This window comes from Rhizobium sp. T1470 (assembly GCF_042140505.1).
GTDB lineage: Bacteria > Pseudomonadota > Alphaproteobacteria > Rhizobiales > Rhizobiaceae > Rhizobium > Rhizobium favelukesii.
The window spans coordinates 249,589-264,753 of the sequence record NZ_CP148092.1; the positions used below are offsets into that span (position 1 = coordinate 249,589).

A 15,165-nucleotide genomic window follows, 5' to 3' on the forward strand; every position below is an offset into this window, starting at 1 on the left:
AATTAGACAAAAATTGTGATGTTTGCGGCTATGCCCGATGAGTATACCACAAACACCTGGGCAAGAGGCCAGGACGGGTTCGGGCGCTAGACGCGCTGCTTGGAAAGGCCGGTCAGTCGACGGTCGGTCGCGGCAGTCGCTATCGCCAACGGCCCGACCGCCGTGACGAAGTTGCGCGCCACATGGGCGTCGGCGGCGGGCGAGAGTTTTCGATAAAGACAAGCGAAGAGTCGCCGTGCATCCTGGCCGGGCCAATCCTTTGGCAAGGCGGGGGAGGGTAGTCTCGGATCATGCAGCAAGACACTGCGGAAGCGATGCGTCAAAAGCAGCCGCACCGCCAAGGACGTCTTCGCAGCCGGCGCGTCAGATTCCAGGAATCGGGCGATCGGCTCAAATTGGGCGAGGAATTGCCGGTAGGCAGCAGCGTGCGGAGCAAGATCCCAATAATCCGCGACGAAGGCCGCCAGTGCCTTTTGGCCGGACGCGGTTTCGGCACCAAAGACCGTGCCGGCAATCGTTGCCGGTAGTGGCCCTGCAGGTCCAACTGCCAGGCGAGGTCCAAGACGCGCAAAGCCAGCGCGCTGGAGCGCCTGCATCTGTTCGTCGGCAGATAAGCCTGTCATATGGACGAACTGCCAGCCGCGATCCTCGAAAGGTTCGAAGAGCACCATGGCGGCTGCGGCAAACTCGCGCCCGGCAGACTGGGATAGGCGATAGTAGCTTCGCCGTCCTTCCCTTTCACCAAGAAGCTGTCCCGAGGCGACCAGTCGCGACACGGCGGTTCTGACGAGGGTTTCGCTGATGCCGACGTCGGCGCAGGTTTCAATCAGGTTGCCGATCCATGCCACACCACCGCGCGGTTCGACGACGTCGCCGTAGATCGTCACGATGAAACCGGCTGCCTTGAGGGGACTTTCGGCAAGAATGGTTCCTATCAGTTCCCTTGCCTGGACGTCTGCTTGATTGGTCGCTGCCGTCACTGAACCCTCCTTGGAACGTGCCGGCGCGGCCTATCACATTAAAGGGGTAGCTGCACCCCCGTTTACGGCGTGCAGCCGCAGTATGCGGAGCTGCAAGGCTCCGGGACGGTGGAGGCCTTGCTGCCGATCTTATCATTCCATCCTCTCACGGCTCCCGGATTGCGCTATCAAGCCCACGCAGTATCGGATAGAGGAAGTATGAGATCACCGTGCGGCGGCCGACCATGATCTCGGCGGAAACCGTCATGCCAGGAAGCAGTCGCACGGGCTCGTCGGAACCTTTCAGCCTTGTGTCTGCAAGCGGTATGCGTGCCTTGAAGTAGGGGGCGGCCGTTTGGTTCGCTGCCTCCTGCTGTGACGGGGTGAATGCATCGCGGCTGACCGTTCTCACTGTTCCAGACGCGGTGCCATATTTTTGGAACGGGTACGCATCGAACTTGATCCGCGTTTCCTTGCCCGTGGTAATGCGGCCGATGTCGCGCGTGTTGACCGAGACCTCGGCCTCCAGCGGTACATTGAGCGGAACCAGCGTCACGATGGGCTCCGCCTCTCGAACCACCGAGCCGACGGAGCGCTGCGCCAGGTCAAGGACGACCGCATCGGCTGGTGCGGTCAACACCACCATGTCGCGCCGAAGCTCCATCTTCTTCAGTTCCTCGGCGGCAGTGTCGCGCTGACTACGCAGCTCTACAAGCTGCTCCATGGCGGCGCGTCGGAAGTCCTCGATGAACGCCTGCCGGTCGGCCTTGAGCTTGGACAAGGTGTGTTCGGCTTCATCAGCCTTGCCCTGGACCGCCGTAAGGGTAGTTTCCACGTCAAGACGGGCATCACGCGATCCCAGAAGCGTAATCAGAGACCCGCTCTCGCGATCATACAGCCGTTCCCTGGCGCCCTCGATCTGTGACAGCGTTTTGCGTCGATCCGCAAGAACTGCCTCCTGGTTCCGGCTTGAAGCAATCGTCGCCGCCTGGGCGGCAATCTGCTGATCGTAGTTCTGCAACTGTGCAGCATAATAGGCGCGGCGCTGCCCGAACAATTGCATCTGAAGCAGTTCGTCGCGCGATAAGCCCGCCGTCTTGGTGTAGTCCGTGCCGGCAAGCTCGGCTTCCAGGCGTTTCACCTGGGCGTCGAGGGCTATGAATTTTGCCCGTTGCTGATCGACGTCAGACTGGCTGAACGTCGCATCAAGCGTGGCGAGCACCTGGCCTTTCTTGACGATCTCTCCGGCCGTGACATTGATCGTTCGAATGATCGACGTCTCGAGCGGTTGCACCACGATGGTCGGCATCGTCGTAATCAGCTTGCCGGGCGCGACAACGACCTCGTCGATCGACGAGACGGACGCCCAGACAATGATCGCGGTAATGAGCGCAGTGATGCCGTAGAGCGTCATGCGGGCGACCCTTGGAGGAGCCCGCTCTTCAAGCTCCACAGCATCGGACTGGAATTCCGCGATCGCGGCCGGCAACGAGCGCCTGAGTGCTGGTTGCGTGACTGGGGCCGTCGTCGGAACAGGCAGGTTCTCTCTTGGTTTTTCAGCGCGCGCGGTCATGCTACCTGCCTCATCTGCTGTGACCACAGGTGACGGTATGTCATGCAGCGCGTCACGAGTTGATCATGCCTGCCGATATCGGCGATCTTGCCGCGTTCGACGACCAGGATGGCGTCCGCATCGACAAGTGTGGAGAGGCGGTGCGAGACAATGACCACCGTTCGCCCAGCCGCGATCTGGCTGAGGTTCTGGCGGATGATCGTCTCGCTGTCGGGGTCAAGCGCGCTGGTGGCCTCATCGAGGATCAGAAGTTTCGGATCGGTGATCAGTGCCCGAGCGATAGCCAGGCGCTGCCTCTGCCCGCCGGATAGGTTCGAGGCGTTTTCCTCAAGCATGGTGTCGAAGCCGCGTGGAAGCCGCTCGATGAACTCTTCGGCGCCGGCGATACGCGCGACCTCCATGATCTCCTCGATGCTGGCGTCGGGCTTTGCTGCCGCGATGTTCTCGCGAACGGTGCCCCGGAAAAGGAAGTTGTCCTGCAGCACGACGCCGGTGCTCGTTCTCAGATGCACGAGGTCGATCTCCCGACTGTCATAACCATCCATTCGAATGATGCCCTGCTGGTTCTGATAAAGACCCTGGATGAGGCGAGTGATCGTGGTTTTGCCAGAACCGCTCTTGCCAACAACGCCAAATACGCAGCCGGCCGGAATGCTGAAGGAGACGTCGTCGAGCGCAGGGGCCCCATCCGGCCCATAGCGGAACGTTACCTTGTCGAATTCGATGTTGCCTCTAAGATGCGGGCGGATGCCGCGACCGCGGCCGGCTTGCTCCGGGCGCTGGTTCATGATCTCGCCGAGCATGCGTACCGAAAGCGCAACCTCCTGGTACTCGTGCACCATCGTCACGATCTGGACAAGCGGACCCGAGACCCGCCCAGCCAGCATGTTGAATGCGACCAGCGCGCCGATCGTCATGGCGCCGCTGAAGACGTCGAGCGCGCCAAGCCCGATAATGGCGACGCTCATCAGTTTCTCGAGAAGCCCGGTCATCGACTGAGCGACCGTGGAAATCTTCTCGACCCGGAAACGTACGGATATCGATTGCGCCGAGTAGTCGTCCCAGGCGCGGCGCTGACGCGGTTCGAGCGCCAGTGACTTGACGGTACGCATGCCGTGCACCGTTTCGACGAGCAGAGCCTGCCGGTCGCCTTCGGCCTTGTAGAGCGCCTGCAGGCGGCGCTGGAAGGGGCCGACAAGAAGCATGACGACGAGGCCGACGAGGGCAGCAAAACCCATGACGACGAGCGTGAGCTTCACGCTGTAGAGAAGCAGGATCGGAATGAAGACCATCAAAGACACGCCGTCGAGAAGCGTCAGAAAGAGGCGCCCCGTCAGGAACTCGCGAATGCGGCCGGTCTGCTGCATATGCTTGACGAGAACGCCCGCCGATGCCTGTTCGAAGAGTGCAATCGGAAGATTGAGCAGATGTCCAAAGGTCCGCGTCGCGACCCTGATATCGATCCGGTTTGTCGCATAGAGCAGCAGATAGCGTCGCAGGAAGCTGAACGCGGCATCGAAAACAAGGGCAATGGCAATGCCGGCGGTGAGGACCGTCAGCGTTGCGTAGCTTTGATGGACCAGCACCTTGTCAATGACGAGCTGGAAGAAGATCGGGGTCGTCAGGCCAAGCCCGTAAAGGACGATGGCCGCAAGCGCAACGTCGCGGAAGAAGCTGCGCTGCTTGATGATTTCGGGAATGAACCAACGGAAGCCGAACGGCTGGTCGGCATCATGCAGACTGTAGTTCCGCTTTAGCATCACCACGGATCCACGCCAGGATCTGGTGAATTGCTCCTCGTTCAGAAGAATGAAATCGGGTCGCTCGGCCAAGGGGTCGAGGACCCTGACCTTTGCTTCTTCCTCACCCATCGCGGGTCCGGCAATGACGACCCAGTTGCTGTTTTCAAGCTGGGCCAGAACCGGGAAGGCCTCGCCCAACTGGAGTAGCGACGACCAGTTGAGGCTAATCTGCCGGGCGCGAAGACCGGCATCCTTGGCCATCCGCAGCAACTGCCGGACTTCCACCGGCCGCTCGTCGACAGCATAGTCGTGCTGCAGGCGTTCGGGTGACAGATCGACGCCGTGATGGCGCGCGACAAGTGCAAGGCAGTGTAGATTGGTGTGCAAAAACGTACTCATGGCCCACCCGAGCGTCTGCGTTGAAAACCAGATGAAGGTCAGTTGAAGTTCGGCGATGCGTTTGCCGACGCACCAGACGGCTGGATGATTTCAGCCTTCGGGCTTGATGGCAGATCGTTGATACGGCGCACGGCCCCGGCTTCCACAAGTCCGCCCAGTGCTTTCTGCATCAGGTCGACTGCGTTCGCAAAAGCGTCGACCGGCATGATGATGCGTTGGCGGAAGACAGGCTTCGGGTTGTTGCTCGCATCGCGCTCCGTGGCCGACAGCGACATCAGATCGATACGCACAATGGTGCCGGTGACGGTGATTTCGCCAATTCCGTCTGCATAGAGTTCATTGCTCATTGTCGTCTCCTCGTTTTGATGAGTGATCATGGATGGTGATGCTGCGCGTGTTTCCAGGCCGGGAACGGATCCGTGAGACTTCTGCCGAGATCGGGGTCAAAGCTTGCCTCTTCTCCGATCAGGCAGTCGTTAAGTGCGGTGCTGATTGCCTGCTGATCAAGGCCTGTGCCGATGAAAACGAGTTCCTGGCGGCGATCGCCCCAGACCGCATCCCAATAACGGTCGAGCAACTGGCGGAATTGCGGATAGCGTGGCCAATGTGCCTTGGACACGCTCGCCCACCAGAAGCCCTTGGTGTCTGTGCGCCGCTGTGTGCCGGCAATGGAAAGCAGTCCGATTTCGCTCGGCCGTGTTGCCAGCCAGAAGTGCCCCTTGGCGCGAATGAGGCCCGGCCAACGCTGCGCGAGGAAGCGATCGAGCGCTGCGGGGTCGAAGGGGCGGCGCGCGCGATAGACGAAACTCGAAATGCCGTACTCTTCGGTTTCTGGGACATGATCGCCCCAGCCGTAGAGCGCCTTGTGCCAATACGGATGACGGGCCGACTTGGCTTCGCTGAAAAGACCGGTATCCAGAATGGTGGAAAGCGGCAGATCGCCGAAGTCCGTTTCGATGACGCGGGCATCGGGATTGAGCGCGGCAACGATCTGGCGCACCATCGCGCGTGTTTCGGAACTGACATCCGAGATCTTGTTGATGACGACGACATCGGCGAATTCGATCTGCTCCACCAGGAGATCGACGAGTGTCCGTTCGTCATCGGCGTCGCGGGTCCCCCCGCGATCACTCAGGAAATCTGCGCTTGAGTAGTCTGCAAGCAGGTTCGCTGCGTCGACGACGGAAACCATCGTATCCAGCCGCGCAACGTCGCAGAGCGCACTGCCATTTTCGTCGCGAAAGGAGAATGTGGCGGCGATCGGCAAAGGTTCGGCGATGCCGGTGCCCTCGATCAGCAGGTAGTCGAAGCGATCGTCGCCAGCAAGCCGATGCACTTCGCTCAAGAGATCGTCGCGCAGTGTGCAACAGATGCACCCATTGGTCAGTTCGACCAGCGTTTCATTGGTGCGTGACAGATTGGCGCCACCATCACGAACGAGCTCGGCATCGATATTGATCTCGCTCATGTCGTTGACGATCACGGCGACCCGGCGTCCTTCCCGGTTACGCAAAACATGGTTGAGGATGGTTGTCTTTCCCGCGCCGAGGAAACCCGCCAAAACCGTTACTGGGAGGCGCGTGTCGCCACCTGTCATTGATACTCCCCCACTCGCCATTACGCTGCGAGCTGCTGCTTGAATGCCACGTCCACATAGTAATTGGTGCTGTTGTATGTGCTTGTCGGAAACAGCCCGCTGGAGCCGTATCCATAGACGCCGTTGCCACCACTGAGCGCCGACGACATGGCCTGCAGATTGCCGTTTGTCGTGCTGTCACTGAAGAAGTTGCCCGTTGCCGAATAATTGCCGTTCGTGCTGTAGGAGACGACGTATGTCGTGCCGGCATCGATTGCGACCTGTTGCGAGAGATTGACGGACTGCCAACCGCTTGCGCTCTCATTGGTGAAGGTCGCACTCGCAAGCAATGTGCCGCTTGCCGTCCAGAGATAGCCCGTGTGGGCTCCGGTATTTTCCTCACTCTTGTAGAAACGAATGCCGGTGATCCAGCCTGCTGCATCCGACTGGAACTTCATGCCGAGATTGACCGGGCTGTTGTCATTGACCGAGATGATCGCAGGCGTCGTACCGGCGGCAAAGACGTTCTGCTCGCTGCCCTGGTTAGAAATGGCGAGGGATGCCTGCGCCGTGGCCGTTGCGCCCTTCGCGTCGGTGATTGTGTAGGAGAAGCTTGCAGACCCGGTGTAGCCCGTCGACGGTGTAAATGTGATCATGCTCGACTGGCTGTCGAAGGACACCGTTCCGTTCACTGCATTGCCGACGCCGGTAACGGAAATTGCGTCGCCGTCGGGATCGCTGTCATTGGCGAGTAAGGCTGAGGCAAGGATCGTCAACGGCGTATTCGCTGCGCCGGAAATCCCTGTGTCGTTCGCAGCCAGAGGCGCTGCGTTTTGAGTTGCCGTTTGATAAAGTACGTCCACCCAGTAGTTTGTTGCGTTGTAGGTCGCAGTCGGGAACAGGCTGCCTGTACCGTAGGCATAGACACCGTTGCCGCTTGACGGCGCCGTCAGGGCGCCATTGGAATGGCTGCTGGCGAAATAGTTTGGCGTCGCAGCATAGAAGCCGTTCGAGTGATAGCTCGCCACATAGGTCACGCCTGCCGAGATGCTGACAGGCTGCGAGAAGGTTACCGACTGCCAGCCGCTTGCTGTTTCGTTCGTGAATGTTGCCGACGCCAGAAGGATCCCCGTGCTGCTCCACAGCGAACCGACATGCGTGCCTGTATCCTGCGCGCTCTTATAGTAGCGCAGGCCGGCGATCTCGCCTCGTTCGGAGGCAACGAACTTGACGCCGAGCTCGACGGATCCTGGATCGTTTTCCGCGAGATTGGTCGGTGTGTCGTTCGACGAAAACAGACCGGTGCCCGTTGGCTGCGGACCAACCGTCAAGCTGACCGTTGCGGAGGCAGTTCCACCCCGGCCATCAGCAATAGTGTAGGAGAAGTTTGCTGCTCCGACGTAGCCTGCCGTCGGAGTGAACATAATCGTATTCGTGATGCTGTCGAAGGTGACCGTGCCGTTTGCCCCATTCGCAACGCCCGTAATCGACAGTGGATCGCCGTCCGGGTCATTGTCGTTTGCTAGAAGAGCTGCCGAGGCGATTGACAATGCCGTATTTGCGTATGTGTTGAAGCCGTTGTCATTAGCTGCAACGGGCACTGAATTCACCGTCGATTGGTTGAATACGACATCGACCCAGTAATTGGATGCCTGATAGCTAGACGTTGGGAAAGTCGTGCCAGTTCCATAGGAATAGACACCGTTCCCGCCGCTTGCCGTCGCCGAAAGGCCAGTCAGAGCACCATTGGTATGCGCAGAGTTGAAGTAGCCCGCTGTCGCAACGTAGGTCCCGGTCGCGTGGTAGGACGCCACATATGTCACCCCGGCCTGGATTTGGAGCGGATTGGAGAACTGCGCAGTCTGCCAGCCGCTTAAAGACTCATTTGTGAACGTTACCGTGCTCAGCAGCGTGCCATCGGCGCTCCAGATGGAGCCAGTATGAGTGCCGGTAGAGCCGGCCGCCTTGTAGAATCGAATTCCGGTGAGCGAACCGCTGCTCGATGCCGTAAACTTCATGCCCAACTCGATGGCGGAATTGTCGCTAAAGGCTTGCCCGGTTGGCCCTTCGTTTGGTTGAAACAGCGAGACACCGGCCGCAATCTCCTCCACAGAGACGGTTACGCTTCCCTGGTCCGTTCCTCCCCGCCCATCGGAAAGCGTGTAGCTGAAGCTGGCCGGACCGGTGTAGTTCGCGTTCGGTGTGAAGATGACGTTGCCAGTTTGAGTATCCAGAGCAACCGTTCCGTTGACTGCGTTGCCGACGCCAATGATCGTCAGGGCATCGCCGTTCGCATCGGTATCGTTTGCTACAAGAGAGGCAAATGACAATGTCAAACTGCCGTTGCGCGAGATGGTGAAGCCGCCATCGTCGGTTGCAACGGGTGAAGTGTTTGGACCGGCGTCGAACACGACGTCAACCCAGTAGTTGGATCCGCCAGCGTTATTGCCCGGAAAAGTGCTGGTTGCGCCATATGCATAGGCGCTGCCGCCATCGACTGCCTTCAGTACGCCGCTGCTGTAGGTCGAGGTGAAGTAGTTCTCGGTGACAGAGTAATAACCATTGCTATGATAGGAGGCGACAAAGGTCGTTCCGGCCGAAATATGAATCGGCGAGGAGAACATGACTGTTTGCCAGCCGGAAAGAGATTCGCCCGTTGATACACCGGTTGCAAGCAGCGTACCATTTGCGTCCCACAGACTGACCGTATGCTCACCGACGTTGTAGAAGCCCTTGTAGAAACGGATCCCCTCAATGTAGCCGCCCGTGGTGGACTGGAAGCGGAGCCCGAGTTCGACACCGTCGCGGTCGATCGCAGTCTCGAGCACAGGTTTGGATGCCAGCGTCCAAAGACCCGTTGTGTCGGGCAAGGTTACGGCAACCTGCTTTCCGGAGGATGGCGTCTCCAGGTTGACACTGTCATCCACAGCACGTGACATGATCGTGTAGGTACCGCTCGCCTGGACGACCCAGTTGTAGCTCCAGTTTTCGCGGCCAGTTGCCTTGAACCAATGCGTCCCACCGTCGGTCGAAACCTCGATGCCGGCGATGATGCCCCCGCCGAAGTCCTGGGCGGTGCCAGTGATCGTGACATGCTGGCCTTCGACGAAGCTCGCACCAATGATTGGCGACGTGATCGTCGATGTTGGCTTGACGCTGTCGGTTGATTGCGTGGCGAGGATAAGGCTGGCGTCCAGCGTGGTTGGCTGGATTCCCATATCTGCAAACATGTTGACCATGGCTTGCTGGACATTAGGGTCGGTTGGCGTGGACGTACCCTGGTGTTGGTCGTTTAGTCCCCATGACCAGAAGACGGTGCCGGCGCCGAATACCAAGGCTCCGCTTTCGGCCCTGTACATTGTCAGGCTGTGGTTTGCGACAGCATCGCCAATGCTGGTGCCATAGTCACGAAGATAAGTGCTTACCGCCACCGAAGAGAGTGACAGGTTGATCAGGCCGTCCGGTCTGAACCCGTTTTCGACGTCGGAATCCCATTCGTAGCCAAGCAGGTTCTGAACGAGATTATAGGTTTCGCCAGGCTGAAGGTTGGCAACGTCCGTGTTGCGCCAGAAGCGAAGATTTGAATAGTCGAACGGTATGGAAATGGTGTCGGTGCGGTAGCTGTCGACCGTGAACATGGTACCGGTCAATGCGTTCTCCGGCTGCTGTCCGGGATCGGCATAGCGTGGATCCCGCCATGTGCCGGTGCCGATGTCACTCGGATCGCTGCTCGTTCCCCAGGTCTCCTTGTAGCACACCATCGTGCGATAGGCTTGACCGTTGCCGTCGATGCTGCTTTCCCAACGCACCTTCCAATAGCATTCGTTGCCGCTCCAGAAGGCGAGATTGACGCCGCTGTCACGTGCAGCCTCGACATTGGCACGCTGCTCGGCAGACCAGTACTCGTCGTGTCCGACCGACAGATATGCTTGATGGTTGAGGAGCAGATTGCCATTTCGGGCCGCATCGACGCCGGAGACGTAGGATACGTCGTAGCCGTTCTGCTCAAGCCACTGGATAGCAGAATGTTCGGCGCCGAAAATGTAATCCCACGTTCCGCCAGTCGGGCTTGTGTTCGTGATAATCGGACGGTTGTAGCTGATGGCAGATGCACGACCGATTGCCGTCAGGCCGCAACTGCAATTGGGCGGCAGGTAGCCGATCATATCTGCTGGATCGACCGGAACCTCCCCGTAGTAGAGGCTTGCCCCACCCCATGCATTGTAGGCCTGCCAGGTCGTATCAGAGGTCTGGAAGACGATGTCACTGGTTGAGGCGTCGTCACGCACGACGAATGGAATGATGCTTGCGTCTTCCGTGCCGTCCTCGCGGACCAGCTTGGCGATATAGACGCCCGATACGGCGTCTGCCGGAATCTCCCAGCTCGCCGAGACCGACCAGTTTCCACAGTCGATCAGGCCGAGCGACATATCGACGATGGGGTGCGGCTGTATCTGCGCCGTCGTCAGTGACTTGTCGATCGAGGCAACCTTGCGTGCACCATCGCCGCCGTAATAGCCCAGACGATAGATGTCGATGCGGTAGTGGGTCGAGTCAGTCGCGATCTTGAAGTCGACGGTCTGGCCAATGTTGGTGCTGATTTCGGTTGCAAAGCCCTGAATCGTGCCGCCGCCGTCGCCGTCGAGGCCCCACTCGCTGATCGGATCGCCCGGTTTCTCGTTTTCTTTGGCGATCTTGTTGACGGGGGCGGCGACGGCCGCCGTTGTTACAAGCGCCAGCGGAGCCGTCGTCGCTGTGGCCGTGGCCGCCGTCGTCGAAGCAGATGAAGTGTCCTCACTTGTCGCGTCAACACGTGTCGCGTCAACACTTGCAGCCGAGGAGAACTTCATGATCGGAGCACTCGACGTATCACTCACGCCCGAGACTAACGAGGCAGTGGGAGCGTCCGACAAAGCAGGGTCCAGAGACGTTGTGGCGATGGCGGTGGCGGGGTCGGGTGGCAGGACGGTGCGTGGCTTTGCTGCCGGCTGGGAACCATCCGTCGAGCTCGCTGTTGGCGTTGTTGCGGCATCCAATGCGAAGATGGCACTGCTGTCGACCGGAGAAACGGTATTTGCTGCCTGCGGCGTTTGCTGCGCGGCCGCCCCATTCAGGAGGGGAAATGCCGCAGCCGGAGATCCCGTCAGCGAGGCGTTCACCGATCCCACTGCACCCAAGTCAGCAATCGGCCGGTCGCCGCCAGTCGACGAAACCATCGTTGCGTTCACGAGGAGAGCACTGCCCGCAGTCGCTGCGCTGTAAACACTCGAGGTGCCACCGTAGGCGCTCAAAAAATCGCGGTTTTTGATGCTGATCCTCAACATTCCAAACGCCCCCAATCGCAATGCGACACATGTCCACGGGCACTATCCTGTCACGTTTGTGGCGAGAGAGAACGACAGTAATCCGCAGTATCCGGCACCGCAGGGCATACCCCGATAGGCTTATTGGTGCGTGTATAAGGCGATGGGGCCTACCGGATGTCGGCGGCCAACCGTGGCCAGAAGAGGATTGGTATCGTTTTGAAATCCGTTCCTTTTCACGGGCCGCTTATCTCCCGGCCTACCGATCGCGCCGCACGCCGTCGCGAGCATCAGGGGTGAGTGGATCTACCTTAACGAGAGATTTGATTGGGGACAGTTTCAACGACAAGGTCGATCAGGAGGCCTCATCGGGGTGGCGACGGTCGGGCAGCGTTGCGGCTTTTGCGTCATGAACCGCGAACGGCCGCTCGAACATCTTGCACCACCTGCGCACACACCCAAACCGCCGAGGAAGAGTTCCCGGTGCGAGCGAAAAGCTCATTCCATACGCCATAAAGTTGACCTCGAAATACCTCTTTCGGCATCAACTCACGATGCTTTGATAAATTCCCAGACATGAATAGTCATATTAAATTGCGTCGGGGCTGGGGGTTGAGAGTCCCAGGGAGGAATAAAGCAATGGGTATCGCCAGCATTGCAAGACGAATTAAACAAAAAAATCTCGCTTATATACTAGGACGCTTCAGAACCGTTCGCGTCGCATACAGCTCAGGTCGAGGCGCAGTCGAATTTCTCATGCCCCCGCGCAAAAGCATGGGCAAGTGGCTGATGCCGACCCTCTTTGGCGATGCAAAGATTGCCGATATTGTTCAAACCATCCGAGATGAAGCCGTCTTCGTTGGCTTGAACCTGCCCGGTCATATCGTGGACGAGATCAAGACCTTCGCGCTCTCTGAGCCTTTGCACGCGATCTATGATCCGAAAGGACCGACCTTTCGCTATTCTGATGTCTCAGGCGGGGTAGCTGCTGACGGAAGACCTATGCCGATTGGAGGCGTATCAGACCCTGCGCGATGCCCTGCAGTGCAGAAGGTCATCAATGATCCGGTGTTGCGTTCAATCGTTCGCAAGTATCTCGGTCACGAGCCCAGAAAGATCACGACGATTCTGGATTGGAGCTTTGCCTCATCGATGAGCGACGAGGAACGACGCCGCTTGAAACATGGCGTCATCGACTATCACTACGACGTCGAGGGCTATAATTTCGTTTATGCGAGTTTCTACATCACCGACACGGACCGCTATTCGGGAGCGCACGTGATGATGAAACGCTCGCACAAGCGCAAGCCGTTGCGAATGCTGCTCGGGTCGGCGCGTGCAAGCCAGGAGGCGGTCTACAGACAATACGGTCAGGAGAATGAAATCACCATCGAGGGGCCTGCCGGCACGGGCTTCGTTCAGGACACCTCCTGCTTCCACAGGGCATCTCCTCCCACCCTTGGCGATCGGCTGATGCTGGCAATCCGCTTCATCAACTGATCATCATCTGGTTGTGCCATGGCCAGTCGCTTAATGAGCAGGTGCATTCGATCGCAACACCTGCTCAATGCGACAGCGCGCTGTTTGCCGCCAAGCGCTGAAATGGTCCTGACGATCGACGACCAGCCATTGGTCACGGGTCTTGCAGGCTGTCGATCAATGGCGCGAACCGTCCATCAACAAATTTGCCAACAGCCTCGTGATCGACAATGTTGAATCCGACCCAGCCTCAATGGGGGTCCCTGGACTTTTCAGATCCCGAGTCATGCAGAACCGATAGGGGGCATGCTGTGACGCGAGAGGTCGCTGCCAAAGACGCGAATTCCCCCGTGAGATCGTCGCGGCGGCCGCTGCGATAGACGGTGATCTCTGTGGCGAGGACAAACGCGGGCGCAAGCCGCCGCGTTTTCACAATGTCGCTCTGACGCCACCCTTTTCGACCGTTTTTGCACAAGCCTGCTTCATGTCGCAATCAGCGGCGTCACCGATTCGACACTGCAAGCGCGTGCAAATGCGGGCTCTCGTGAAGCTGACCCTAGCAGCGTCTGTCTTGAAAGTTTCATATATCGCTGTCGACCGGGATGCTTGCACGCTCTTGCAGCAACGTGCAAAATTCATCGAAACCGGAGATCCAACTGCGTGTCCGAAAAGCTGTTTGCTAGCGCCCAGGAGGTCGCCGAGAGGGCGGGTGTGTCGCGATTCGGCGGTATCGCGGACGTTCACGCCGGGTGCAAGCGTATCGACGGAGACCCGGCGCAAGGTGCTCGAGGCCGCCGAAGCGCTCGGCTATCACGTCAATGAGCTCGCCCGCGGTCTGATGCGCAATGAGAGCGGCATTGTTTGTCTCATCGTGTCGGACGTGGCAACACCCTATCGTTCTGCTTTGCTGCGCGAACTGACACTATTGCTTCAGAACGCCGGCAAGGTCGCCATGCTGATCAATACGGATCGCTCGGACGGCAGCGTTGATCGTGCCCTTCGCCAGGCGATCCGCTATCGCGCGGATGCCTCGATCATGCTCTCGGGAATGCCGGACAAATCCATTGCGCAACTCTGTCTGCGCAGCGGACAGCGGCTTGTCCTCATCAACCGCGATGACGAACAGCCCGGTCCTTTGCGGATTAATCTCGACGATGACGAGGCGGCCGGACGTGTGGTTACGGCTTTCGTCAGGGCCGGATGCCGAAAGCTCGCCTTCGCCAACTCGGAAGCTGGAACACCAAGCCTGATGGCTCGAGAACAGGGATTTGTCGCGGCAGCGAATGCGCTCGGAATCAAGGTTTCCGTCGAACGCCATGGCTGGACGGGTTATGAAGCAGGGAAAGTCCTGGCGCAGCGAATGTTGACGCGCACCGAGCGCCCGGACGCGGTCTTTTGCGCAACCGACCTCCTGGCTTGCGGATTCATGGACGCCGCCCGCCACCAGTTTTCGATATCGGTGCCGGACCAGCTATGCATTGCCGGCTTCGACGATATCGACCAGGCCTCATGGTCGTCCTACGACCTGACGACCTTCGCGCAGCCGGTTTCAGCGATAGCTTCCAAGGCAGTGGAGTGGCTTTCGCAACCGCAATCGGAAAACGGCGACACCATTTCCGAGCAGTCGATCAGACTCCGTGCCGAGCTGGTTTGGCGGGGCTCGATTCGGGGCGGCTAGTGGTTATCATCTAGGGGACCTAGATCGCCAGCAGCGCAGCGAGAGCTCGCGGCCCGCAGTATGCCATTGCGATATGACGAATATTTCTCTGGACCTGTTACGACTGGGCAGCATGCGCGGCAGCGCCTTGCGCCAAGAGTGTGCGTGGCGAAGAAGCACTACGCAAACATATTGGGACCGATCTCCTCGCTAACCTCAATGATTACATCCGCCGGGACATTGTTCCTCCGGGCCGCGGCGAGAATGGCTTCCGTATTTGGCGCCTCGTAAAGGCAGTAAGTCTTTTTCCTGTCCGCGCTGAGGAAGGAAAAAATCCACTTCACTCCTTCCTGATCGTTGATCAGGTTGATTTGCTCGACCCCGTCTTTCGATAAATCGAGTTGCTCTGCAAAGTTTCTTTCAATGATGTAGCGTGGCATGACGAGACCTTCTTCCCACCAAAAGCAGCGAACTGCT

General features: G+C 58.9%; 8 protein-coding genes and 1 pseudogene. 2 read left to right on the forward strand and 7 right to left on the reverse strand.

Features of this window, described 5'->3' with window-relative positions; genetic code table 11:
- Nucleotides 1-86: 86 nt before the first annotated feature.
- The 6 genes from WGT02_RS22315 to WGT02_RS22340 form a co-directional block, all read right to left on the reverse strand.
- Nucleotides 87-980: a PaaX family transcriptional regulator C-terminal domain-containing protein gene (locus tag WGT02_RS22315; protein WP_024317943.1), complete on the reverse strand. Its 894-nt coding sequence runs from the start codon at nucleotides 978-980 to the stop codon at nucleotides 87-89.
- 145 nt (nucleotides 981-1,125) lie between these two features.
- Entirely contained in the window at nucleotides 1,126-2,532 is a 1,407-nt protein-coding gene (locus WGT02_RS22320; protein WP_024317944.1) for an HlyD family type I secretion periplasmic adaptor subunit, read from the reverse strand.
- Complete coding sequence (locus tag WGT02_RS22325) at nucleotides 2,529-4,673, reverse strand: peptidase domain-containing ABC transporter (RefSeq protein ID WP_208246875.1); 2,145 nt, start codon at nucleotides 4,671-4,673, stop codon at nucleotides 2,529-2,531. The genes WGT02_RS22320 and WGT02_RS22325 overlap by 4 nt, the downstream gene beginning before the upstream one ends.
- 38 nt (nucleotides 4,674-4,711) lie before the next feature.
- Nucleotides 4,712-5,020, reverse strand: coding sequence for a hypothetical protein (locus WGT02_RS22330; protein ID WP_024317946.1), 309 nt, complete (start codon nucleotides 5,018-5,020; stop codon nucleotides 4,712-4,714).
- A 26-nt stretch (nucleotides 5,021-5,046) separates the two neighbouring features.
- Nucleotides 5,047-6,270, reverse strand: coding sequence for a GTP-binding protein (locus WGT02_RS22335; protein ID WP_208246877.1), 1,224 nt, complete (start codon nucleotides 6,268-6,270; stop codon nucleotides 5,047-5,049).
- A 20-nt stretch (nucleotides 6,271-6,290) separates the two neighbouring features.
- On the reverse strand, nucleotides 6,291-11,573 hold the full coding sequence (locus tag WGT02_RS22340) for a DUF4082 domain-containing protein (RefSeq protein ID WP_208246879.1): 5,283 nt from the start codon (nucleotides 11,571-11,573) through the stop codon (nucleotides 6,291-6,293).
- Between the two features lie 555 nt (nucleotides 11,574-12,128).
- On the opposite strand from WGT02_RS22340, the gene WGT02_RS22345 reads away from it, so the two are divergent.
- Together WGT02_RS22345 and WGT02_RS22350 are read left to right on the forward strand one after the other, a co-directional pair.
- Nucleotides 12,129-13,052: a hypothetical protein gene (locus WGT02_RS22345; protein ID WP_225040005.1), complete on the forward strand. Its 924-nt coding sequence runs from the start codon at nucleotides 12,129-12,131 to the stop codon at nucleotides 13,050-13,052.
- Between the two features lie 639 nt (nucleotides 13,053-13,691).
- Nucleotides 13,692-14,709: pseudogene (locus tag WGT02_RS22350) on the forward strand (LacI family DNA-binding transcriptional regulator).
- A 158-nt stretch (nucleotides 14,710-14,867) separates the two neighbouring features.
- Here WGT02_RS22350 and WGT02_RS22355 read toward each other — a convergent pair.
- Nucleotides 14,868-15,128, reverse strand: coding sequence for a DUF4242 domain-containing protein (locus WGT02_RS22355; protein ID WP_024317951.1), 261 nt, complete (start codon nucleotides 15,126-15,128; stop codon nucleotides 14,868-14,870).
- Nucleotides 15,129-15,165 lie beyond the last annotated feature (37 nt).